Below are 21,889 nucleotides of genomic sequence, written 5' to 3' on the forward strand. Positions count from 1 at the left end.
CTGGGTGTCTCCTGAGACAGCCGGTGCACGATCAGATCTCGATCCGAGGACGTTTTGTGCGGCGTAGCGTAAGCGCATGGCACGCCCCGTTCCCGACACCGTCCGCCCCGGCCAGGAGTCCGTCTGGGACTATCCGCGGCCTCCCCGCGTCGAGCGCGTCAGTAAGAGGGCGCAGATCGACTTCGGCGGTGTCCGCATCGCCGACACCGACGACGTCGTCCGCGTGCTCGAAACGAGCCACCCGCCGGTGTACTACCTGCCGATCGCCGCGTTCGGTGACGCGCTGACCCTCGGCGAGGGGGCGTCGTTCTGCGAGTTCAAGGGTGGTGCCCGCTACTTCGACGTCCACGGAGGCGGGGGAGCGGTGGCCCCGCGTGCGGCCTGGAACTACCCGAGCCCCATGCCCGGATACGAGGTGCTCGCCGATCGTGTGGCCGTATATGCAGGTCCCATGGATCGCGTGATCCTGGCCGGCGAGACCGTGGAGCCGCAGCCGGGCGGCTTCTACGGGGGCTGGGTCACGAGCGACCTCGCCGGCCCCTTCAAGGGTGTGCCGGGGTCGATGGGTTGGTAGTTGCCCGCACGGTCTGACGCCGCCTGCGCCCGCGGATTCGTCGCGCACGGGTCGATCGCGCGCCGGTCGGCCGCGTCAGCTGTGTGTCGACTCGCCGAACGCCTGCGGGACGGCCGCGTGCAGGTCGGCCAACCAGACGCGAGCGTTTCCGTCCGAGGGGGCGCGCCAGTCTCCGCGCGGTGACAGCGAGCCCGCCGGCGACACCTTCGGTCCGTTGGGGATGGCCGTGCGCTTGAACTGCGCGAACCCGAAGAACCGCTGCAGGAAGACCTCGAGCCACCTCGCCACGGTGACGAGGTCGTACGAGGGTCTTTCATCCTCGGGGTAACCCGGCGGCCAGTTCCCGGCATCCGGATCCGACCAGGCGTGCGCAGCGAGGAAGGCGATCTTCGACGGGCGGAAGCCGAATCGCAGCACGTGATAGAGCGTGAAATCGTGCAGGTTGTAGGGGCCGATGCGGTCCTCGGTGGACTGCATCCGGCCGTCTTGGCCGGCGGGCACGAGCTCGGGGCTGATCTCGGTGTCGAGCACCGCCTGCAGCACCTCGACGGTGGCGGCGCTGAACTCACCTGAGGCGATCACCCAACGGATCACGTGCTGGATGAGCGTCTTCGGCACCCCGGGGTTCACCGAGTAATGGCTCATCTGGTCGCCCACGCCGTAGGTCGACCATCCGAGCGCGATCTCGGACAGATCGCCCGTGCCGACGACGATGCCGCCGTTCTTGTTCGCGAGGCGGAAGAGGTAGTCGGTGCGCAGCCCCGCCTGCACGTTCTCGAACGTCACGTCGTGCACCGGCTCGCCCGCGGCGAAGGGGTGGCCCATACGGGCGAGCATTTCGGATGCCGCGGGCCGGATGTCGATCTCCTCGATCGACGCGCCGACGGCTTCGGCCAGAGCGATCGCGTTGCGCTTCGTTCCCTCGCTCGTGGCGAACCCGGGCAGGGTGTACGTGAGGATGTCGCTGCGGGGACGGCCCATGCGATCCATGGCGCGGGCGATCACGAGCAGGGCGTGGGTGGAGTCGAGCCCTCCGCTCACCCCGAGGACCGGCTTCGGGTTGCCGATCGCCTGGAGGCGCTGAACCAGCCCCGACACCTGGATGTTGAACGCCTCGTAGCAGTCCTGCGCGAGACGGGCGGGGTCGTCGGGGACGAAGGGGAAGCGGTCGAGCGCGCGGCGCAGCCCGATGTCGCTCGCCGGCGGGGCGAGTTCGAACGGCACCGTGCGGAAGGACGGCGCCGTCGTCCGGCGATTGTCGTCGAAGGTGCCCTGACGGATGCGGTCCTGCCGCAGACGATCGAGATCGACGTCGGCGACGCTGCGGCGCGGGCCGTCGGGGAAGCGCTCGGTCGTGTCGAGGAGCTGCCCGCCCTCGTAGATCATCGTCTGGCCGTCCCACGAGACGTCGTTCGTGGACTCGCCCTGACCCGCGGCCGCGTAGATGTAGGCCGCGAGGCATCGCATCGACTGCGACTGCGAGAGCAGGTTGCGGTCGTCGGCGCGCCCGATCGTGATAGGACTGCCCGACAGATTCGCCAGCACGGTCGCACCGGCCAGGGCCGCACCGGATGACGGGGGGATCGGCACCCAGACGTCTTCGCAGACCTCGGCGTGCAGCGTGAGCCCGGGCACGTCGACGGCGTCGAACAGCAGATCGGGGCCGAACGGCACGGTCTCGCCACCGACAACGATGTGCTGACCCGCCTGGTCGTCGCCGCGCGCGTACCAGCGGTGCTCGTAGAACTCGCGGTAGGTCGGCAGGTAGGCCTTGGGCGCCACCCCGAGCACGCGCCCTCGATGGATGACGACGGCGCAGTTGTAGAGGCGGTTGCTGTGCCGGAGCGGAGCCCCCACGAGCAGCACGGGAAGAAGATCGACGGATGCCGCGACCAGACGCTCGATCCCCGCTTCGACCGCGTCCAGGAGCGGGTCTTGCATGACGAGGTCGTCGATCGCATAGCCCGTGAGGCAGAGCTCGGGGAAGACGGCGATCGCGACACCCTCCGCGTCGCACGCGCGGGCGGACTCGAGCACGGCATCGACGTTGGTGAGAGGGTCGGCGATCGCGACGGGAATCGTGCACGCGGCGACGCGCGCGAAGCCGTGCCGGTAGACGCTCTCGAACGGCAGGTCGGTGATCACCCCTCCAGTCTGGCAGGCCCCTCCGACACCCGGCAGTCGGATCGCGAACCGGGGTCGGCCTGTGGATGGCCACCCGGCGATGTCGGGGGTCCCGGTTAGCGTGGAGGCATGCGGTACATCGAGCGCGACGCGCGCATCGTCTGGAGTGCCAGCGACCTCAAGGCCGCGGCCGAGTGCGAGTTCGCGTGGCTGCGTGCCATCGACGCGAAGATCGGGCGCATCGCCGCGGTCGACGATCCCGAGGACGCGACTCTCGAGCGGGCCGCGCGCCTGGGCACCGCCCACGAGCTCCGCGTGCTCGATGACTACCGCGCGCTCTTCGGCGACGCCGTTCGCGAGATCCCCGCAGCACGCTCCTCCGACGCCGATGCGCTCGCCGAAGCCGTGCGCCTGACCGACCAGGCTCTCGCCGACCCCGAGGCAGAGGTGGTCTATCAAGCCGCTTTCGCCACCGACGAGTTCGTGGGGTTCGCCGACTTCCTCGTGCGCGAGAGAGCTGCACGCATCGACGGGTCCCGTCCCTGGATCGTGCAAGACACCAAGCTCGCACGCCGGGCCCGCGTCACCGCGCTCATGCAGCTGGCGGCCTACGTCGACCAGCTCGACCGACTCGGCGTGCCGCGGTCGGACGAGGTCCAGCTTCTCCTGGGCGACGGAACGACGAGCACGCACCGCGTCGACGATCTTCTGCCCGTCTTCGACCTGCGTCGCTCGCGGTTGCGCTCGCTGATCGCCGACCGCCGGGTCGATCTCGGGGTCGCGGGACCGGTGATCGCGTGGGGCGACGCGCGCGGCGACCTCGACGTCGTCGCGTGCGGGCGCTGCGCCACGTGCGAGATCGAGGTCATCGCTCATCGTGACCTGCTTCTCGTCGCCGGCATGCGACCGGTGCAGCGCGATCGGCTGCGAGCGGGCGGCATCCTGACGATCGACGATCTCGCGCGAGCATCGGAGGCGCCCCCCTCGATGAGCGCCGACACCTTCGCGTCGCTGCGTACCCAGGCGCGGCTGCAGCTCGACAGTCCCGCCGGTGTGCCCTCCGACAACGCACCCGCCCACGCCGTCCCCACCTTCGAGGTGGTCGCGCCCAAGTCCCTCGGCGTGCTGCCCCGCCCCGACCACGGCGACCTGTTCTTCGATTTCGAGGGCGACCCGCTCTACACCGAGGGGGTCGGCGAGCACTGGGGCATCGACTACCTCTTCGGCTGGGTCGACACGAGAGAGACCTACGGAGCGATCTGGGCCCACACCTTCGACGAGGAGCGCGTTGCTCTCGAGCGCTTCCTCGACATGGTGGCTCTGCGTCGCCAGCAGTACCCTGGCATGCACATCTACCACTACGCCCCGTACGAGCCGACGCACCTGCTGACCATGGCCGCGCGGTACGGCGTGCGCGAGGCCGACGTCGACCGCCTCCTGCGCGACGGCGTCTTCGTCGACCTCTACCCGGTGGTGCGGCGTGCGCTCCGCGTGGGATCGCGGTCGTACTCGATCAAGAAGCTCGAGCCGTTGTACATGGGCGACGAAGTCCGCACGAGCGACGTGCAGCGCGGAGACGACTCGATCGTGAAGTACGTCGAGGCCCGGGCGCTCGCCGCCGACGGTGAGGCCGCGGCGGCTCAGCGCGTGCTCGACGACCTGGCCGACTACAACCGCTACGACTGCGTGTCGACCCGGCGACTGCGCGACTGGCTGGTCGACCGCGCACGCGAGGCGGGCGCCGTGCCCGCACGCGGAGCAGAGCCCGACGAGCAGTCGTACGAGCCGTCGCCGCGCGCGACGGCCCTGCAACGGTGGGCGGCCGACGCCGCCGAGCCCGACGCCACCGCGCTCCGCCTCGCCGCCGCGGCGATCGACTACTACCCGCGCGAAGAGAAGACCTACTGGGCGACGCACTTCCTTCGCCTGCGCGAGCCGGTGTCGGTGTGGGAAGAGACGCGTGACGTCGTCATCGTCGACACCGCGCGTTCGCGGGTCGTGGCCGACTGGCACATTCCCGAGTCGGGGCGCGGCTCCGAGCGCCGCCTGGTCGAGCTGCGCGGCGAGCTCGCCCCCGGGACGCGTCTGGCTCCGGATGCCGAGCCCTTCGCGGTCTACGATCTGCCGGCGCCGTTCCCGCTCGAGACCCGTCCGCGGTGGATCCACGGGGCACGCCGGGTCACGGTGCGCGAGGTGCTCGACGACGGAGCGATCGTCGAGGAGATCGCCGCAGACGGCGTCACCTGGGACGAGCTGCCGCTCGCCCTCACGCCTCCCGCACCTCCCCGCGCGGGCAATCAGCAGAAAGCGATTGACGCGTGGGCCGACGCCGTCCTGGCGTCCGCCCCGACGATGCCGTCCGGCCCCGCCGCCGACATCCTGCGCCGCGTTCCGCCGCGTACCCGTTCGGGGACGCTGGCCCCCGTCACCGCCATCGACGGCAGTCCGGGCGATGACGAGGTCACCGCGATCGCCCGCAGCGTCGCCGACCTCGAGCACAGCTATCTCGCCGTCCAGGGTCCTCCCGGAACGGGCAAGACGTACGTGGGGTCCCACGTCATCGCCCGGCTGGTCGCCGAACGCGGGTACCGGATCGGGGTGGTCGCGCAGTCGCACGCGACGATCGAGCACATGCTCGAGCAGGTCATCGCGGCCGGGGTCCCGGCATCCCGTGTCGGCAAGGCACCCAAAGACCCGAGCGCTCCGCACGCGTTCACGGTGCTGCCGAAGAACGGGGTCGCGGCCTTCACCGCCGAGAATGCCGCCCACGGATTCGTCGTCGGCGGCACCGCGTGGGACTTCAGCCACGAGACCCGCATTCCGCGCGGCAGCCTCGATCTTCTCGTCATCGACGAGGCGGGGCAGTTCTCGCTCGCGTCGACCATCGCCGTCTCGCTCTCGGCACAGCGGTTGTTGCTCCTCGGTGATCCGCAGCAACTGCCGCAGGTGAGTCAGGGCACGCATCCTGAGCCGGTCGACACATCCGCGCTCGGGTGGATCATCGACGGAGCCGAGGTCGTGCCCCCCGAGCTCGGCTACTTCCTCGCCCGTACGCGGCGGATGCATCCCGCGGTGGCGGGCCCGGTGTCGCGGCTGTCGTACGAGGGTCGGCTCGCGGCGCACCCCTCGACCGCGCTGCGTCGGCTCGACGGTGTCGAGCCCGGTGTGCACGTGGTGCCGGTGCGGCACCGCGGCAACTCGACCTGCTCCGACGAAGAGGCGGCCGAGGTCGCACGTCTCGTGGGCGACCTCGTCGGACGCGCGTGGACCGGCGCCGAGGGGGGAGCCGGCGATTCCGCGACCGTGCACGAGCCGCGACCCCTGCGGGCGCACGACATCATCGTGATCACGCCGTACAACGCTCAGCAGGTGGCGGTCGAAGAAGCCCTCGCCGCGGCCGGTTTCGGGGACGTGCCCGTCGGGACGGTCGACCGCTTCCAGGGGAAGGAGGCCGTCGTCGCCATCCTCACCCTCGCCGCGTCCTCCGGGCGCGAGGCTCCGCGCGGCCTGGAGTTCCTCCTGCTGCGCAACCGCATCAACGTCGCGATCTCACGCGCGATGCAGACCGCGTACGTCGTCTACTCGCCGTCGCTGCTCGACGACCTTCCCCGCACACCCGAGGGGGTGGCTCGGCTCAGCGGCTTCGCACGGTTGGTCGCCGAGGCCGACTGATCCCGCCGTAGCCCTGTCGTGCCCGGCTCGGGGCGCGGCTTTCCGTTCGGGGCGCGGTCTTTCGCGCCCCAAACGCGAAACGGCGCCCCAAACGCGAAATGGCGCCCAAACGCGAAACGGCGCCCGAACGCGAAACGGCGCCCGAACCGTGGGATCAGGCGCCGTCGCGGGAGGGACCCCGCGTCAGGCGGTGCCGTACAGACGGTCGCCGGCGTCGCCGAGACCGGGCACGATGTAGCCCTTCTCGTTGAGCCGCTCGTCGAGAGCACCCAGCACGAGCGTGACGTCGTGGCCCTCGACCTGCTTCTCGATCGCCGCGACGCCCTCGGGGGCGCCGAGCAGGCAGATCGCGGTGACGTCCTGCGCGCCGCGCGCGAACAGGAATTTGATCGCCGCGCCGAGCGATCCGCCGGTGGCGAGCATCGGGTCGAGCACGAAGCACTGACGGTCGCTCAGGTCGTCGGGCAGGCGCTCGGCGTACGTGGTGGGCTGGAACGTTTCCTCGTCGCGCACCATGCCGAGGAAGCCGACCTCGGCGGTGGGAAGGAGCTTCACCATGCCCTCGAGCATGCCGAGACCGGCGCGCAGGATCGGCACGACGATGGGGCGGGGCTCGCTGATCTTGACGCCCTCGGTGAGGGTCACCGGGGTCTTGATCTCGATCGTCTCGACCCGGACGTTGCGCGTCGCCTCGTAGGCCAGCAGGGTCACGAGCTCTTCGGTCAGCTGACGGAAGACGGGCGACGAGGTCTGCTCGTCGCGCAGCACGGTCAGCTTGTGGGTGATGAGCGGGTGATCGGCGACGTGGACACGCATAGGCTCAAGGCTAGTCGCTCGATCGCGACGACTCCGCCTGCAAAATCCGGAAGCCCGCGTGACCCCCACCGCCCTCGACCTCTCGGCCATGCGCCGCGCACTGGTGCTCGCCGACGCCGCCGCCGCCGAGGGTGACGTCCCGGTCGGTGCCGTCGTGATGGACGCATCGGGGACCGTGCGCGGGGAGGGCCGGAATCTCCGCGAGGCGACCCACGATCCGACCGCCCACGCCGAGGTCGTCGCACTGCGTCGCGCGGCGGAGGCCCTCGGCACGTGGCACCTCGCGGGCTGCACGCTCGTCGTCACCCTCGAGCCCTGCGTCATGTGCGCGGGAGCCGTGCTGCAGGCGCGCGTCCCGCGGGTCGTCTTCGGAGCGTGGGATGCCAAGGCCGGCGCCGCCGGATCCATGTACGACGTCTTGCGCGACAGGCGTCTGCCGTACCGGGTCGAGGTTGTCGGCGGGGTCGCCGAGCGAGAGGCATCCGATCGCTTGCAGTCCTTCTTCGAACTGCGACGCGACGCCGACTGACGCGCGGACCGGGGCACCCGCCCGGGCGTCAGCGCGGAAGGTGCGGGACGACGTCGGTGCCGATCTGGTCGGCGTGATCGACGTCGCGGAGGTCGAGCAGCTGGAAGTACACGCGGCTCGCTCCGAGATCGCGGAGACGGCCGACCTTCTCGATCACCTCGTCCGGCGTCCCGATGATGTTCGCACCGTTGTCGAACTGCTCCCGGGACTGGCCGATCGCCGCCAACCGTCGCTCGATCTCGGCGTCGTCCGCCCCGACGATCGTGGGCAGCGCGACCGACAGCTTGAGCGACGCGGGGTCGCGATCGATGTCCTCGCACGCGGCGCGGACCACCGCGAACTTCTCGGAGACGACGTCCTCGGCGACGAAGCCGATGTTGAACTCGGTCGCGTAGCGCGCCGCGAGTGCCGGCGTGCGCTTCGGCCCGCCGCCGCCGACGATCACGGGCACCCGCTCCTGCGCGGGCTTCGGAAGAGCGGGCGCCTCGTCGAGGCGGTAGTGCTCGCCCTCGAAGGTGAAGGTCTCGGCATCCGGAGTCGCCCACAGGCCCGTGACGATCGCGAGCTGCTCCTCGAGCAGGTCGAACCGCTTGGCAGGGAACGGGATGCCGTACGCGGCATGTTCGCGCTCGAACCAGCCCGTGCCGAGTCCGAGCTCGGCGCGCCCGCCCGACATCGCGTCGACCTGGGCGACCTGGATCGCGAGGATGCCGGGCACCCGATAGGTCACCGACGACACCAGGGTGCCGAGCCGGATGCGGGAGGTCTCGCGGGCGAGGCCGGCGAGCGTGGTCCAGGCGTCGGTGGGGCCGGGACGCGGGTCACCTTCGCCCATGCGGAGGTAGTGGTCGGAACGGAAGAACCCGTCCAGGCCGTGCTTCTCCGCGGAGCGGGCGAAAGCGAGCTGATCGTCGTACGAGAAGCCCTGCTGGGGTTCGGTGAACAGGCAGTATTCCACGGGGGCCTTTCGGGCGGGCGGGCGGGAGGGCGGGCGTGCGGACAGTCGGGGGAGCCGTGCCGAGCCGCGGAGGCGTCAGTCGGCGGAGCGCAGGATGATCGCCTCGGTCGGCGGCGCGGGGTCGGCGGGACGCCCGACGTAGCCGATGTGCGTCAGAAGAGCCTGTCGGAACGCCGCCGGGCGCTCGAGGTGAGCGGCGTGACCGGCTCCCTCCACCGGGACCTCGGTGACCTCTCCGCCCTTGGCGGCATACGCGGTGAGCACGTCGCGGGTCTGCGACACCATCGGCTGAGCGGGTGCGACGTCTTCGCCGGGCCAGTCGGGGATGACGCCGAGGGCGCCCAGGTGGTTGAGGTCGTAGAACGACGCGTCGGAGACGATGGCATCCGCGGTGCCGTAGATCCAGAGGATCGGCGGCTTCTGGGCGAGGTCGACGATCCCCGACACATCGAAGTAGCGGGGGGCCATGGTGTTGAGCACGCCGATGGTTCCGGGGGCGAACCCCGGCCAGTTCGGGCTCGCCACGGCGTCGCCGGGGTAGTTGCCCCCGGCGGTCGAGGTCGACAGCATCGACTCGACCCACACGTCCTCGTTCTCGCTGGCGTAGCCCGCGGCGACGTACCCCGATCGGAACACCGACCGCGGCGACGTGGGCGCCTCGTCGGTCGTGTCGCGGTCGGTGAGGCGCTGGACGAAGTCGGGGTTCGCGCCGCCCGCGCCGGTGCCGGCGTCGTCGTCGGTGAGACGCGAGCCGTCGCGGCGCGTGCCGCCGAAGCCGAACGGCGAGACGGGGGACTGCAGCGTCAGCGACAGCACGGGGTGGTCGAGCGCGTACTGCATCACCACTCCGCCGCCCATCGACCATCCGACGAGGTGCGCGGTGGGGATGCCGAGGGCCTCGAGGGCGGCGTGGACGTCGTCGCTGAAGTCACGGACACCGCGTGTGGCATCCACGGGCATGTGCTCGGTGCCGCCGAAACCGCGCAGGTCGATCGCGAGCACGCGCAGGTCGCTGGGGAGGTCCTGCATGATCTCCTGCCAGAACAGCGACGACGACACGTTTCCGTGCACGAAAACGACCGTGTGCTCGGGCGACGTCGCGGGGTCGTCGCCGGTCCTCTCGAGCACATTCACGCTGAGGCGGTCGGTGTCGACGAGACGCGCGCTGATGCCGTCGAAGAGTGTCATGAGAGGGTCCTCCGTGTCGCTCGCGGGTGCCCCGGTACGCCCGCGATCCGACTCTAACGCCCGCCCCTCTCGGTCGCACTCGGGGTTGCCTGGGAGCGGATCGATGCCCTTCGTAGACTGTCGGACATGACGGATGCCACGACCTCTCTGCCCCCGATCGCGATCCTCGGCGCAGGCTCGATGGGAGGAGCCATCCTCCGCGGTCTCGTCGCGGCCGGGCTGACGGGCGGCGGTGTCACCGCGACCAACCGCTCGATCGCGAAGGCCGCCGAGCTCGCCGAGCTCGAGGGTGTCACGAGCGTCGCCCTCGAGGCGGCTCCGGGCGGCAACACCGCCGCCGCGGCATCCGCCGACATCGTCCTCATCGGCGTGAAGCCGGCCATGGTCCCCGACCTGCTCGACGAGATCGCTCCTCACCTCCGCGCGGGCGCCGTGGTGGTCAGCCTCGCCGCCGGGGTCACTCTCGACACGTTCGCGAAGCACCTCGGCGCGGAGGTGGCCACGCTGCGTTCGATGCCGAACACGCCGTCGCTCGTGGGGAAGGGCGTGACCGGCCTCGCCGCCGGGCCCGCGGCATCCGCCGACGACGTCGCCGTCGTCCGTGCGCTGTTCGAGACGGTGGGGGCCGTGATCGAGGTCCCCGAGGCGCAGATCGATGCGCTGTCGACGATCTCGGGCTCGGGTCCCGCCTACGTCTTCCTCCTCGTCGAGGAGTTCACCAGGGCGGCCGTCCGGATGGGGTTCGACGACGACCAGGCGCGGCTGCTCGCCGAGGAGACGTTCATCGGAGCCACCGCGCTGTTGGCGGCGTCGGACGTCGCCCCGGCGGAGCTCCGCCGCCGCGTGACCAGCCCCAAGGGCACCACGGAACGGGCCATCGCGGTGCTGCAGGACGCGAGGCTCGATGACACCTTCACGACGGCAGCCGAAGCGGCGCTCGCCCGCGCGAAAGAGCTCGCGGCGGGCAACTGACGTGCGATAAACGCCGTTCGCTCACAGAAACGCGTGCAGCACGTGTTTCCGTGAGCGGACAGCGTTTATGGGTGGGGGTAGGGCGTTGCGGCGCGGACCCGCCGCGCCCTCGCTCCGGCCGCGCCGCCGCGCTTACGACGCCGGAGCGTCAGCGGTCGAGCGCCGCGAAGCGCTCGATGTCGGAGTTCGTCCCCGACACGATCACGAGGTCGTGGTTGGTGACGACCGTGTCGGCCTCGGCGTAGCGGAAGGGGCGGCCAGGGCTCTTCACCCCGACCACCGTCACGTTGTACTTCGTGCGGACGCCGGACTGATTGAGACCCACGCCGCGGATGAGCTTGGGCGGGTACATCTTGGCGAGGACGAAGTCGTCGTCGAAGCGGATGAAGTCGAGCATGCGTCCGCTCACGAGGTGCGCGACGCGCTCGCCGGCCTCGGCCTCGGGGTAGATGACGTGGTTCGCGCCCACGCGGGCGAGGATCTTGCCGTGCGACTGCGAGACGGCCTTCGCCCAGATCTGCGGCACCTTCAGGTCGACGAGGTTCGCGGTGATGAGGACGGATGCCTCGATGAGCGAGCCCACGGCGACGACGGCCACCTGGAAGTCCTGGGCGCCGATCTGACGGAGCGCGTCGATGTTGCGGGCATCGGCCTGGACCGCGTGGGTCACCCGCTCCGACCACTTCTGCACGAGCTCGAGGTTGCCGTCGACCGCGAGCACCTCGCGGTCGAGGCGATCGAGTTCTCCGGCGCACGCGGCGCCGAAGCGCCCGAGCCCGATCACCAGAACGGGGGCGTCACTGCGGATGCGTTCAACCAACGATGGGCCTTTCGACGGGCAGCGCGTACAGCTGCGATCGAGACGAGGCCGCGACCGCGGCGGCGAGTGTCACAGTACCAATGCGCCCCATGAACATGGTCACGGCCAGAACGTAGACGGCGGGGTCGGGGAGCTCGGCGGTCAGGCCCGTCGACAGGCCCACCGTGGCGAACCCCGAGATCACGTCGAAGAGCACGTGCTCGATCGGCGCGTCGGTGATCCGGCTGATCGTCACCGTCGAGATCGCGACGATCGTCGCCCCCCATGCCACGACCGAGAGGGCGACCCGCTGCACGTCGCTGGGGATGCGTCGACCGAAGGCCTGCACCGAGGGACGTCCCTTGGCCTCGGAGAACACCGCGAGGGCGAGGACCGCGAGGGTCGTCACCTTGATCCCGCCGGCGGTGGATGCCGAGCCCCCGCCGACGAACATGAGCATCGACCCGACGATCAGGGTGGCCCCGTTGAGGTCGCCGATGTCGATGACCGAGAAGCCGCCCGACCGCGTCATCGCGGAGAGGAAGAAGGCCTGGAACGTCGTGTCCCACGCGTCCATGCTCCCGAAGGTCAACGGGTTGTCGTATTCCAGCAGCAGAATGACACCCGCTCCGGCGAAGAAGAGGATCACCGTAGTGATGATCGTGAGCTTCGCGTGCAGGGACCACAGTCGGAATCGCCAGTAGTGACGCCACAGCGTGAAGATGACCGGGAAGCCGATCGACCCGAGGAAGACGCCCAGCATCAGCACCGTGAGGAGGAAGTAGTCCTGCGCGAACGGCGTGAGCCCGTCCGCGTTCGGGACGAACCCCGTGTTGGTGAAGGCCATCGCCGCGTAGTACGGCGCCTCCCAGAGGGCGACGAAGGGGTCGATGCCGCCGATCACGAGCGACGGATAGATGAGGACCGTGAGCCCCGCCTCGATCACGAGGGTCGACAGGGCGACGGTCCGCAGAAGCTGGCCGACCTCGCCGAGGCGGACCGTCTGGCCCTCGTTGACCGGCCCGCCGTGGGCGCGCAGCGGGTTGCTGTCGCCTGCGGCGATCAGCTTCGCCCGCAGGCCCAGCCGCTTCGAGATGACCAGACCCAGGATCGAAGCGAGGGTGAGCACGCCCAACGCGCCGACGTTCACGCCGACGTACGTGATGACGTGGCCGAGCGGCGACCAGTGCGTGTACATGTTCACCGTCGACAGGCCGGTCACGCATATCGTCGAGACGGCGGTGAACAGGGCATCGGCGAACGGCGTGCGCTGTCCGCTCGCCGAAGCCTGGGGGAGCGAGAACAGCGCGGTGAAGAGCAGGATGAGCGCGACGAAGACGAGGACCGCGAAACGCGCCGGCGATGACGTCGTCAGATTCCGCAGCCGATCCCATGCCTCCGCCGCCATGCGTCGTACGCGCACGGAGAGCCGCACCTCGCTCGGCGTCGCTGCCATGCGCCGCTCCCTTCGGTGCCCGAACCCGAATCATGGTACTCGGGCGGGGGCGCGGCTAACCTAATGCCATGGCGGACATCTTCGACGTGATCGCTGACGGAACGCGTCGCGACATCCTTCAGCTGCTCCTGGAGCGGGCGACCGGTGGCGAGCGCGGAACGAGCGTGTCGCAGATCGTGTCGGCGCTCGGTGTGAGCCAGCCGACCGTGTCGAAGCACTTGAAGGTGCTACGGGAGGCCCAGCTCGTCACGGTTCGCGAGGAGGGGCAGCACCGGTACTACAGCCTGGCCGTCGCCCCGCTCGACGAGGTCGACGACTGGCTGGTGCCGTTCTTCTCGGTGGATGCCGAGAACGAGCCGGCTCTGCCGGAATCGGCGATGCACTACGCCGAGGTCGTGGGCCGCGCGGCCGCCTCGGTGAAGCACTCGGTGGCGACGGCATTCCGCAAACTGCCCGGGCGGTGATTCGCATACGCGAATCACAGTGGCCACATAGGTTTACAGCCGTCGCACCCAGACCCTAGAGTGTCCAGCATCGAAGGGTGAGTCCACCCAGGACGAAGGGTGAACGATGGCAGAGCTTCCCGACATGCGCTTCCTCACGGTCGCGGAGGTCGCCGAGCTCATGCGCGTCTCGAAGATGACGGTCTACCGTCTGGTGCACGCCGGTGAACTGCCGGCCGTGCGCTTCGGACGCAGCTATCGTGTGCCGGAATCGGCTGTCGCCGAGGCCGTGCAACGCCCGGTGTCCGACGTCGGCTAGACTGATCCGAGGCTTTTTTCCAACGCCTGCTGTTCCCGGGGGCCGACATCGGCACCCAGACCCCGACTTAGTGAGGTTTTCCGTGGGTTCTGTCATCAAGAAGCGCCGTAAGCGCATGGCGAAGAAGAAGCACCGCAAGCTGCTTCGCAAGACTCGTCACCAGCGCCGCAACAAGAAGTAAGCGGCCACCACACCGAGCGCCTGTCCGATGCGACGGGCGCTTCGTGTATGCGCCCGCCAGATCCGCTCTTCGGAGGAAAGCATGCAGTCCATCACCATCGCCGAGCTGCGCGCCGGTCGCGATCGTCCGCTCATCGACGTGCGCGAGGAGCACGAGTTCGCCGCGGGACACGTCCCCGGTGCCGTGAACATCCCCATGTCGACGCTCGGTGACCACCTCGACGAGATCCCCGCCGAGCCGTTCGACGTCATCTGCCAGGCGGGCGGGCGCTCCGCGCGCGTGGTCGAGGCTCTCTCGGCGCGTGGCCACGACGCCACGAACGTCGAGGGCGGCACGGGCGAATGGATCGCCGCGGGCTACGACGTCGAGGTCTGACCTCACCGTTCATCCTCCTAGGATGAAGACGTGACGACCCTCACGTTGATCGGTAAGCCCGACTGCCACCTCTGCGAGGTCGCCGAGCAGATCGTCGAGACGGTCGTCGCCGAGCTCCCCTCCGACGTGGCGGACCGCGTCGTCATCGACCATGCCTCGATCGCGGATGACGCCGCGCTCTACGAGAAGTGGTGGGAGAAGATCCCCGTCGTCCTCATCGACGGAGAACTCCACGCGCACTGGCGCGTCTCGGCCGACCGACTGCGCACCACCCTGTTGGCTGCCGACACCGAAGGAACCCCCGCGTGAGCATCCGACACATCGTCCTCTGGAAGCTGGCGGCCGACGACGCCGACACTCGTGCGCTGCACGCCGAGCAGATCGAAGAACGTCTGCTCGGGCTGCGCGACGTCATCGACGAGATCGAGCACCTCGAGATCGGGCGCAACGTCGTCTCCCCGCAGACCAACTGGGATGTCGCGCTCGTCAGCCAGTTCGCGGATGCCGACGCCCTCGAGCGCTATCAGGTGCACCCCGCGCACCAAGAGGTGGCCGCCTTCGTGCGGTCGGTCGTCGCCGAGCGCGCGTGCGTCGATTACCCCGCCTGAGCTCGACCGCGTAGAGCACGACCGCCTGAGCTCGAGCGCTCAGAGCGCGGTCGCGTAGAGCACGGCCGATCGTCGAGAGCCGGGCTTCAGCCGATCGGTCGGATCGTCGCGGGCGCCGGCGCGAGAGCGACACGGATGTGATCTTCCGGGTCCAAGCGGAGCTCGGACGGGTGCTCGACGACGACCTGAACGCCGTCGGAGGTGCGGACGGTGGATCGTCGCGCGCTGCCGAGGAACGTCGTCGCCTCGACGACGGCATCCATCCCGGGGTCGTCCGATCCGATGACCAGGACGTTCTCGGGGCGCACGATGACCTCGCAGTGACCGTCGGCAGCGGGGCGGGCGAGGGGCACCTCTCGGCCCCAGACCTCGACGATCGAGCCATCGACGATACCCGGCACAGCGTTGACAGGGCCGAGTACCTCGGCGACCACGGCGTCGTCGACGCGCGTGTAGAGCTCGTCCGGGGACCCCGCGGCGATGACGCGGCCTCGATCCATGACGACCAGGCGATCGGCCACGGCCGCGGCCTCGGCGGTGTCGCGCGTGACCCAGAGCGTCGTCACCCGGCGCGCGCGGAGCTCGTGCACGACCCGGTCGCGCGTCTCGGCCCGCGCCGCGGTCGGAAGCGCGGCGAGAGGATCGTCGAGCGCGAGGGCTCCGGGGCCGGTCGCCAGAGCACGTGCGAGAGCCCAACGCTGGCGGTCGCCGTGCGCGAGCCGGTGCACGAGCTTGTCCAGCGCCCCGAGACCCACGACCTGCGCCAGGCGGGTCGCCTCGGCCTCGGCATCCGGTCGTCCCACTCGCCGCGCCATGGCGGCGATCGAGGTGCCCACGCGGCCGAATCGCGCGACGGGGGTGCGGTCACGGACCTCCGGTATCCGCGGAGCCGCCGCCCCCGCGCGTCCGTCGACGGTGATGACTCCGGCGTCGGGACGCTCGGCGCCCGTCACCGCGCGCAGCAGCGTCGAGGCTCCGCACCCGATCGGGCCGACGAAGGCGATGATCTCGCCCGACCGTATCTCGAGGTCGATGTCACGCAGCACGGGATTGCCCGCACGGGAACGGCGCACGCCCTGCAGGGAGATCGCCCACCCCGCGCGCGCGGAGTCGCCGGTCGAGGGCGGCGGGTCCACGGAGCGCACGGTGGTCATGCGTCGACGTTACGAGCCCCCTATGACGTGACGACGCCCGGGGAGTGAACCCCGGGCGTCGGTCGCTCGAACCTTACGGGGCGAGGCGGGTCGGGCCGCGGAACAGGTAGGTGACCTCGCGGATCGAGGATTCGCCGAGCAGGAGCATTAGCACGCGCGCGAGACCCATGCCGAAACCGCCGTGCGGCGGGGCGCCGAAGCGGAAGAAGTCGAGGTAGAAGTCGAGGTGCTCGGGGTCGAGACCCTTCTCCTTCGCCTGCTCGATGAGCACGTCGACCCGGTGCTCGCGCTGCGCGCCGGTGGTGATCTCGACGCCGTTGAAGAGCAGGTCGTACGACTTGGTCAGCCCGGTCTCTTCGTCACGCATGTGGTAGAAAGCGCGGATCTCGGGGTGATAGTCGGTGATGAACACGAAGTGGTGCCCGTACGTCTCGGCCACGTGGGCCGCGATCTGGCGCTCGCCCTCGGGGTCGAGGTCGCCGTCGGTGCGGGGGATCTCGTAGCCGCGAGCGGCGACGATCTCGCGCGCCTCGGCGAGCGGGATGCGCGGGAAGGGCAGCGTCGGCACCTGGACCTCGATGCCGAACAGCTCCTGGATCTCGGCGCCGTGCTTGTCGGCGACGGCCTGGAACGCCGTGTGCAGGAGTTCCTCCTGCATGCGCGCGACGTCTTCGTGCGAGTCGATCCAGCTGATCTCGGCGTCGATCGAGGTGAACTCGGTCGCGTGACGGCTGGTGAACGAGGGGTCGGCGCGGAACGCGGGAGCGATCTCGAAGATCTTGCCGAACCCGGCGACCTGCGCCATCTGCTTGAAGAACTGCGGGCTCTGCGCGAGGTAGGCCGTCTTGTCTTCGAAGTAGGGCACCTCGAACAGCTCGGCGTTCGACTCCGAGGGGGATGCCATGAGCTTGGGGGAGTGCACCTCGATGTAGTCGCGCTCGACCCAGTACGTGCGCATGGCGTGCTCGAGCGTCGTCTGCACGCGGAAGATGAGGTTGTTGCGGCGCTGACGCAGGTCGATGAAGCGCCAGTCCATGCGCTTGTCGGGGCTGCTGTCGGCGGCGATCGGCGTCTCGGGGTTCGCCGCGGCGGCGATGACCAGCTCGCCGACCTTGATCTCGACGCCGCCGAGCTTGACGCGCTCGTCGTGCTTCAGCTCACCGCGCACGGTGAGGAACGTGCCGGTCGCGAGGGCACCGATCTTCTCGGTGAGCGCGAGGGCAGCGGCATCCTGATCCGTGGCGTCCTCGGACGGGCGGGTGGCCGGGTTGACCAGCTGCACGGCACCCGTCTCGTCGCGGAGCACGACGAACTGCACCTTCTTCTGATCGCGCACGGTTTCGACCCATCCCGACACCTCGACGGGGCCGGCGGGGAGGGATTTCAGCTGGTTGACCAGGACGCGTTCGCTCACGATCGACCAGTCTACGTGTGGGGGTGAGGCGGCCTGCGCTCAGCGGCCGGAGCCGGCGGTCAGCCCCGCCTTGACGTGACGCTGCGCCGCGAGGATGACCACGAGAGCGGGCACGCTGGCGATGAGCGATGCTGCCATGGTCGCCGCCCACGTGTTCAGGTTCGAGTTCGACAGCGCCAGGATCAGCACCGAGATGGGGTACATCTCGTTGCGGTTCACCAGCGTCAGGCCGAAGAGCAGATCGCCCCAGCTGAAGAGGAACGCGAACACACCGGCGGTGACGATCGCGTTGCGCGACAGCGGAACGACGATCCGCCACAGCGTCCCGAGAGGCCCGAGGCCGTCGACGGTGGCCGCCTCGATCACCTCGGTGTCCAGGCGCAGCATGAACGCGCGCATGACGATCACCGCGAAGGGCACTCCGGCGGTGGAGTTGGCGAGGATGAGCCCGATGAACGTGTTCAGCAGACCCCACGAGTTGAACATCGCGTAGAAGGACGTCGCCAGCACGACGCTCGGGATCATCTGCGCCAGCAGCAAGAGGATCAGAGCGATGCTCACGGCCCGAGACCGGAGCCGACTGAGCGCGTACGCCGCGGGGATCGCGACGAGCAGGGTCACCAGCACCGAGCCCAGCGAGACCAGGATCGACACCCGCAGGCCACCGATCCCCGCGTCGTCCAGGGCCATCTGGTACCCGCCGAGACCGGGCGAGGCCGGGAACCACGCGGTGTCGGCCGAGTTCGCCTGCGGTTGGAGGGATGCCGAGATCATCCAGTAGACGGGGAAGAGATATACCGCGAGCACCGCGACCGTGACGATCGTCCACGTCCAGCCGCGACGGCGGCGGCGCCTCGAGACGGCGGAGGGCGTGAGCGGCGCCGCGTCGACGGCGGGCGCGGCGGGCAGGGTCGCGGTCATTCCTCACGCTCCCGACGGATCGACATCACGGTGTACGCGATGGCGAAGAGGATGCTGATACCGAGCAGCAGCATGCCGTAGGCGCCGCCCTGCCCGAACTGGAACTGCTGGAAGGCCTGTCGGTACGACAGGAGGCCGAGCGTGACCGTGCTGTTCGCGGGACCGCCCGCGGTCAGCACGAGCACGAGGTCGACGATGAGCAGCGTGTAGACGACGCTCATCACCACGAGCACCGAGACGACGGGCCAGATCGTGGGCAGCACGATCGCGGTGAGTCGGCGCCAGGCGCCGGCGCCGTCGAGTTGCGCCGCCTCGAGCTGCTCGGCGGGGACCTGCTTGAGGGCGGCACCGAGGATGGTCGCCCAGTACGGCAGGCTCGCCCAGACCGCGACGACGATCACGGCGGGCAGTGCCGTCGCCGGATTCGCGAGCCACGCCTGGACGGGGATGCCGAGGGTGCCGAGGATGTCATTGACGGGGCCGTCGCCGGCCAGGAGTGATTTCCACACCGTCGCGACGACGACGGCGGGCAGCAGCCACGGCAGAAGGATGAGGGTCGGGAGCCAGCGGCTGCCCGGGAACGTGCGCGCGAACAGCAGCGCCAGCAGCAGGCCCAGGACGAGCTCCACGGCGACGGAGACGACCGTGATCGTCACGGTGTTCGTGAGAGCGCGGAAGGTGATCGGCTCGGCGAGGATCGCCTCGAAGTTGGCCGTGCCGACGAACGGTGCTCGGCCGGTGATGAAGGTGCCGGTCGTGTAGTTCGTCGTGCTCATGTACACGCCGTACCCGAGCGGGAAGAGGAAGAAGACGACGAAGAACACGATGGCCGGGGTGAGGAACCCCCACAGCTCACCGCGCTGACGCGCCGCGAGAGAACGCCGGAACCGGCCGGGGGCGGGAGCCCCCGACCGGCCGGTCGTTTTCAGCGTGTCCGCTGTCACTTGCCGCTGGCCTGCTCCAGCGCGGCCTGCGCGGTCTGCCCGCCGACGGTCGCGGCCTGGATCGCGTCGACGTACTGCTGCTGCAGCGTGTTCCACTCGGTGCCGAGCTGCGCGGAGTTGTACGCACCATCGACGGCGTCGACGAACGGAGCGGCCGCGGGCACCTTCTCGACGAAGGCGGTCTGCGCGCTCTGCAGAGCGGGGATGTACCCGCCCTGAACGGCGGTGTCGATCTGGTTCTCCTCGGATGCGCGGCACTTGATGAGAGCTGCGGCGGCCGCCTCCTTCTGGGCATCCGCGTTCGCCGCGGCGCCGTAGACGTAGCCCAGGAGGTTCACCTTCGGCGACTCACCGGACTTCGCGGTGGGGAAGGGGAACGTGCCCCACTCGAAGGGGATCGAGGTGTCGACGAGGTTCCACGGACCCGAGACGGTCAGCGCCGCCTTCTGCGAGGTCCACTGGTCGATCGACTCCCAGCCCCAGTTCACGAACTCGGACGACAGCGAGCCGTTCGCGACGAGGTTCTTGTACAGATCGACCGCCTCGACAGCGCCGGCGCCGGTCGGGTCGGCGGGGTCGCCGCCGGCCGAGAGCAGGAACGGCAGGAAGTACACCGGGGTCGAGCCGTCGCCGCCGATGCCGGGGAGCACGATGCCCTTCTGGTCGGCGGTGGTGAGGGAGCCCGCGAGCTTGACGAGGTCGTCGAACGTCTTCGGGGCCGTCTCGGGGATGCCGGCGGCCGCGAACGCCGCCTTGTTGTAGAAGATCGCGTAGTTTTCGACCTGGACCGGCAGGCCGTAGAGCGTGTCCTGGTAGGTGCCGAGACCGGCGACGCTGTCGGCCAGACCGTCGGTGCCGATGCCGTACTGGCTGAGGTCGGCGAGGACGCCCTGCGAGGCGAGCTGGGGGAGCTGGGTGTCGGTGGACAGCAGGGCCACGTCGGGCAGCGCCTTGGCGCCCGCCGCCTGCAGCAGCTTCGTCGTGTAGTCACCGGACTGCGTCTGGACATCCACCGTGATGCCGAGCTGGGACGCGCAGTCCTCGAAGTACTTCTTCTGCAGCCCCTGGTACGGCTCGAAGTCGATGCTGTTCCACACCGTCAGGCTGACGCCGTCGAAGCCGTCGGTCTGGGCGGGTGCGGCCTGGCCGCCGCCTCCGGAGCAGGCCGTGAGGGCGAGCGCGGCGGTGAGGCCGACGGCGGGCAGAGCGACGCGTCGGAGTCGCTGCGACGTGGATGCCATGGGTGTGTCCGTTCCCGACGACGCCGACGGCGCCGATCGACATGTGCTGTGGGGGTGAGCGGCGGAGTCCGCCCGCGTCACCCCTCACTCTGGGGTGTTCACGTGACGAACAGGGAACGAACATGTCACGCGGTGTAACACCCGGCCGTGTCGGAGCGGGAGAGCGGGCAGGGTGAAGGCATGGCATCCCCTTCTTCTTCCGTGTCTCGCCGCGTGCTCGTCGACACCGACACGGGTCTCGACGACGCCCACTCGCTGATGTACCTGCTGGCGCAGCCCGACGTCGAGATCGAGGCGATCACCACGATCTACGGCAACACGCCGGTCGATGACTCGGCGCGCAACGTCCGCACCGTCCTCCGGCTCGCCGGGCGCGAGGACATCCCGATCCACCTCGGCGAAGCCGCCCCCATCGAGGGCGAGGCGTCGATCGCCGACTTCGTGCACGGTGTCGACGGACTCGGCGATCGCTTCGAGCGCGCCGAACTGCGGGTCGAGGACGAGAGCGCGGTGGATGCCATCGTCCGCATCGCCGCGGAGAACCCGGGCGAGGTCGACCTCCACCCCCTCGGCCCGCTGACGAACATCGCTCGGGCGCTCGAGCGCGACCCCGAGCTCTTCCTGAAGTACCGTTCCGTGGTCATCATGGGCGGTGCCGGACCGTACCCCGCTCCTGGCGGGGCGACGCTCACGGATGCCAACACCGCCAACGACCGCCGTGCCGCCGAGATCGTCTTCGGCGCGCGCAACAACGGCAACGTCGTCATGGTGGGCGTGAACGTGACCGCCCAGGCGATCCTCGACGAGCACGTGCTCACCGTGTTGCGAGGGATCGGCACCCCGTGGGCGACGTTCGCGGGCGAGGTGCTCGACGCCTACAACGACTTCTACCAGTACAAGTGGGGTCGCCGGATCTCCTCGGCGCATGACGGCCTGGCCACGGTCGTGCTGCACCGTCCCGAGATCGTCACCGGCTGGATCGAGGGACCGGTGGACTTCACCCCGTACGCCGACTCGCTCGCCACGCGGATCGCCCTGACGAACGACGGGCTCCCGCTGGTCTGGGGGACGCCGGACGGGCCGTCGGTCCGCGCCGTCACGTCGTTCGACAAGACGGAGTTCCTCCGCCGCTTCGTGCAGGCCCTCTCGACCGGACCGGCCTCGCGCGGCTGATCGCGGGGCGCGCTCGCGGCCGTCGCTC

Annotated in this window: 22 protein-coding genes; 11 read left to right on the top strand and 11 right to left on the bottom strand. The window is 69.8% G+C overall.

All coding sequences use genetic code 11. From position 1 onward, the window contains the following. Nucleotides 1-76 precede the first annotated feature (76 nt). Entirely contained in the window at nt 77-574 is a 498-nt protein-coding gene (locus ACMW4R_RS15670) for a DUF427 domain-containing protein (RefSeq protein WP_418300359.1), read from the top strand. A 75-nt stretch (nt 575-649) separates the two neighbouring features. Here ACMW4R_RS15670 and ACMW4R_RS15675 read toward each other — a convergent pair whose 3' ends face one another. Beyond that, nucleotides 650-2,719, bottom strand: a complete 2,070-nt coding sequence (locus ACMW4R_RS15675) for an NAD(+) synthase (RefSeq protein WP_418300360.1) — start codon at nt 2,717-2,719, stop codon at nt 650-652. A 108-nt stretch (nt 2,720-2,827) separates the two neighbouring features. Here ACMW4R_RS15675 and ACMW4R_RS15680 point away from each other — a divergent pair, with 108 nt between their 5' ends. Beyond that, nucleotides 2,828-6,370 carry a TM0106 family RecB-like putative nuclease gene (locus tag ACMW4R_RS15680; RefSeq protein WP_418300361.1) on the top strand — a complete coding sequence of 1,181 codons (3,543 nt, stop codon included), beginning with the start codon at nt 2,828-2,830 and terminating at the stop codon, nt 6,368-6,370. Between the two features lie 183 nt (nt 6,371-6,553). On the opposite strand, the gene upp is transcribed toward ACMW4R_RS15680, so the two are convergent. Continuing rightward, a complete protein-coding gene (gene upp, locus ACMW4R_RS15685; protein ID WP_013585398.1) occupies nt 6,554-7,186 on the bottom strand; it encodes a uracil phosphoribosyltransferase in 633 nt (210 codons plus the stop codon). A gap of 88 nt (nt 7,187-7,274) precedes the next feature. Here upp and tadA point away from each other — a divergent pair, with 88 nt between their 5' ends. Further along, nucleotides 7,275-7,715: a tRNA adenosine(34) deaminase TadA gene (gene tadA, locus ACMW4R_RS15690; RefSeq protein WP_418300644.1), complete on the top strand. Its 441-nt coding sequence runs from the start codon at nt 7,275-7,277 to the stop codon at nt 7,713-7,715. Nucleotides 7,716-7,743: 28 nt separating this feature from the next. Here tadA and ACMW4R_RS15695 read toward each other — a convergent pair whose 3' ends face one another. Both ACMW4R_RS15695 and ACMW4R_RS15700 read right to left on the bottom strand, forming a co-directional pair. Continuing rightward, nucleotides 7,744-8,673: an LLM class F420-dependent oxidoreductase gene (locus ACMW4R_RS15695; protein WP_418300362.1), complete on the bottom strand. Its 930-nt coding sequence runs from the start codon at nt 8,671-8,673 to the stop codon at nt 7,744-7,746. 75 nt (nt 8,674-8,748) lie between these two features. Next, nucleotides 8,749-9,861: an alpha/beta fold hydrolase gene (locus ACMW4R_RS15700; RefSeq protein WP_418300363.1), complete on the bottom strand. Its 1,113-nt coding sequence runs from the start codon at nt 9,859-9,861 to the stop codon at nt 8,749-8,751. 126 nt (nt 9,862-9,987) lie between these two features. On the opposite strand from ACMW4R_RS15700, the gene proC reads away from it, so the two are divergent. Then, nucleotides 9,988-10,833 (top strand): pyrroline-5-carboxylate reductase, encoded by an 846-nt coding sequence (gene proC, locus ACMW4R_RS15705; protein ID WP_418300364.1) that lies wholly within the window; start codon nt 9,988-9,990, stop codon nt 10,831-10,833. 148 nt (nt 10,834-10,981) lie between these two features. Here proC and ACMW4R_RS15710 read toward each other — a convergent pair whose 3' ends face one another. Both ACMW4R_RS15710 and ACMW4R_RS15715 read right to left on the bottom strand, forming a co-directional pair. Further along, on the bottom strand, nt 10,982-11,653 hold the full coding sequence (locus tag ACMW4R_RS15710) for a potassium channel family protein (RefSeq protein ID WP_013585403.1): 672 nt from the start codon (nt 11,651-11,653) through the stop codon (nt 10,982-10,984). After that, nucleotides 11,646-13,088, bottom strand: a complete 1,443-nt coding sequence (locus ACMW4R_RS15715; protein ID WP_153001433.1) for a potassium transporter TrkG — start codon at nt 13,086-13,088, stop codon at nt 11,646-11,648. The genes ACMW4R_RS15710 and ACMW4R_RS15715 overlap by 8 nt, the downstream gene beginning before the upstream one ends. A 68-nt stretch (nt 13,089-13,156) precedes the next feature. Between ACMW4R_RS15715 and ACMW4R_RS15720 the strand changes: the two genes are divergently transcribed. The 6 genes from ACMW4R_RS15720 to ACMW4R_RS15745 all read left to right on the top strand — a co-directional run bounded on the left by ACMW4R_RS15720 (nt 13,157) and on the right by ACMW4R_RS15745 (nt 15,014). Then, nucleotides 13,157-13,552, top strand: coding sequence for an ArsR/SmtB family transcription factor (locus ACMW4R_RS15720; RefSeq protein ID WP_058597950.1), 396 nt, complete (start codon nt 13,157-13,159; stop codon nt 13,550-13,552). A 106-nt stretch (nt 13,553-13,658) separates the two neighbouring features. Beyond that, entirely contained in the window at nt 13,659-13,850 is a 192-nt protein-coding gene (locus tag ACMW4R_RS15725; RefSeq protein ID WP_013585406.1) for a helix-turn-helix domain-containing protein, read from the top strand. Nucleotides 13,851-13,932: 82 nt separating this feature from the next. Continuing rightward, nucleotides 13,933-14,031, top strand: a complete 99-nt coding sequence (locus ACMW4R_RS15730) for a 30S ribosomal protein bS22 (RefSeq protein WP_003792170.1) — start codon at nt 13,933-13,935, stop codon at nt 14,029-14,031. Nucleotides 14,032-14,112: 81 nt separating this feature from the next. After that, on the top strand, nt 14,113-14,406 hold the full coding sequence (locus tag ACMW4R_RS15735) for a rhodanese-like domain-containing protein (protein WP_058613839.1): 294 nt from the start codon (nt 14,113-14,115) through the stop codon (nt 14,404-14,406). 30 nt (nt 14,407-14,436) lie between these two features. Then, nucleotides 14,437-14,715 (top strand): glutaredoxin family protein, encoded by a 279-nt coding sequence (locus ACMW4R_RS15740; RefSeq protein WP_058597952.1) that lies wholly within the window; start codon nt 14,437-14,439, stop codon nt 14,713-14,715. Next, nucleotides 14,712-15,014, top strand: coding sequence for a Dabb family protein (locus ACMW4R_RS15745; protein WP_058597953.1), 303 nt, complete (start codon nt 14,712-14,714; stop codon nt 15,012-15,014). The genes ACMW4R_RS15740 and ACMW4R_RS15745 overlap by 4 nt, the downstream gene beginning before the upstream one ends. An 86-nt stretch (nt 15,015-15,100) precedes the next feature. Here ACMW4R_RS15745 and ACMW4R_RS15750 read toward each other — a convergent pair whose 3' ends face one another. The 5 genes from ACMW4R_RS15750 to ACMW4R_RS15770 form a co-directional block, all read right to left on the bottom strand. Then, entirely contained in the window at nt 15,101-16,168 is a 1,068-nt protein-coding gene (locus tag ACMW4R_RS15750) for an ABC transporter ATP-binding protein (protein WP_058597954.1), read from the bottom strand. A gap of 73 nt (nt 16,169-16,241) precedes the next feature. Further along, nucleotides 16,242-17,582: an aspartate--tRNA(Asn) ligase gene (aspS, locus tag ACMW4R_RS15755; RefSeq protein WP_418300365.1), complete on the bottom strand. Its 1,341-nt coding sequence runs from the start codon at nt 17,580-17,582 to the stop codon at nt 16,242-16,244. Between the two features lie 39 nt (nt 17,583-17,621). Next, nucleotides 17,622-18,503 carry a carbohydrate ABC transporter permease gene (locus tag ACMW4R_RS15760; protein ID WP_058597956.1) on the bottom strand — a complete coding sequence of 294 codons (882 nt, stop codon included), beginning with the start codon at nt 18,501-18,503 and terminating at the stop codon, nt 17,622-17,624. Beyond that, on the bottom strand, nt 18,500-19,447 hold the full coding sequence (locus ACMW4R_RS15765; protein WP_418300366.1) for a carbohydrate ABC transporter permease: 948 nt from the start codon (nt 19,445-19,447) through the stop codon (nt 18,500-18,502). Before ACMW4R_RS15765 ends, ACMW4R_RS15760 begins: the two co-directional genes overlap by 4 nt. Beyond that, on the bottom strand, nt 19,444-20,688 hold the full coding sequence (locus ACMW4R_RS15770) for a sugar ABC transporter substrate-binding protein (protein ID WP_418300367.1): 1,245 nt from the start codon (nt 20,686-20,688) through the stop codon (nt 19,444-19,446). Before ACMW4R_RS15770 ends, ACMW4R_RS15765 begins: the two co-directional genes overlap by 4 nt. A 180-nt stretch (nt 20,689-20,868) precedes the next feature. On the opposite strand from ACMW4R_RS15770, the gene ACMW4R_RS15775 reads away from it, so the two are divergent. After that, the gene (locus ACMW4R_RS15775) at nt 20,869-21,861 is read left to right on the top strand and encodes a nucleoside hydrolase (protein WP_153001434.1); all 993 of its coding nucleotides are present in this window, start codon (nt 20,869-20,871) and stop codon (nt 21,859-21,861) included. The last annotated feature ends 28 nt before the right edge of the window (nt 21,862-21,889 follow it).

Source organism: Microbacterium sp. S1037 (genome assembly GCF_048381605.1).
GTDB classification, from domain to species: domain Bacteria; phylum Actinomycetota; class Actinomycetes; order Actinomycetales; family Microbacteriaceae; genus Microbacterium; species Microbacterium testaceum_B.

Coding starts and splice junctions, on each gene's coding strand:
- ACMW4R_RS15670 (WP_418300359.1), top strand. CDS start 77: ATGGCACGCCCCGTTCCCGACACCGTCCGCCCCGGCCAGGAGTCCGTC.
- ACMW4R_RS15680 (WP_418300361.1), top strand. CDS start 2,828: ATGCGGTACATCGAGCGCGACGCGCGCATCGTCTGGAGTGCCAGCGAC.
- upp (WP_013585398.1), bottom strand. CDS start 7,186: ATGCGTGTCCACGTCGCCGATCACCCGCTCATCACCCACAAGCTGACC.
- tadA (WP_418300644.1), top strand. CDS start 7,275: ATGCGCCGCGCACTGGTGCTCGCCGACGCCGCCGCCGCCGAGGGTGAC.
- ACMW4R_RS15700 (WP_418300363.1), bottom strand. CDS start 9,861: ATGACACTCTTCGACGGCATCAGCGCGCGTCTCGTCGACACCGACCGC.
- proC (WP_418300364.1), top strand. CDS start 9,988: ATGACGGATGCCACGACCTCTCTGCCCCCGATCGCGATCCTCGGCGCA.
- ACMW4R_RS15715 (WP_153001433.1), bottom strand. CDS start 13,088: ATGGCAGCGACGCCGAGCGAGGTGCGGCTCTCCGTGCGCGTACGACGC.
- ACMW4R_RS15720 (WP_058597950.1), top strand. CDS start 13,157: ATGGCGGACATCTTCGACGTGATCGCTGACGGAACGCGTCGCGACATC.
- ACMW4R_RS15725 (WP_013585406.1), top strand. CDS start 13,659: ATGGCAGAGCTTCCCGACATGCGCTTCCTCACGGTCGCGGAGGTCGCC.
- ACMW4R_RS15735 (WP_058613839.1), top strand. CDS start 14,113: ATGCAGTCCATCACCATCGCCGAGCTGCGCGCCGGTCGCGATCGTCCG.
- ACMW4R_RS15750 (WP_058597954.1), bottom strand. CDS start 16,168: ATGACCACCGTGCGCTCCGTGGACCCGCCGCCCTCGACCGGCGACTCC.
- ACMW4R_RS15760 (WP_058597956.1), bottom strand. CDS start 18,503: ATGACCGCGACCCTGCCCGCCGCGCCCGCCGTCGACGCGGCGCCGCTC.
- ACMW4R_RS15770 (WP_418300367.1), bottom strand. CDS start 20,688: ATGGCATCCACGTCGCAGCGACTCCGACGCGTCGCTCTGCCCGCCGTC.
- ACMW4R_RS15775 (WP_153001434.1), top strand. CDS start 20,869: ATGGCATCCCCTTCTTCTTCCGTGTCTCGCCGCGTGCTCGTCGACACC.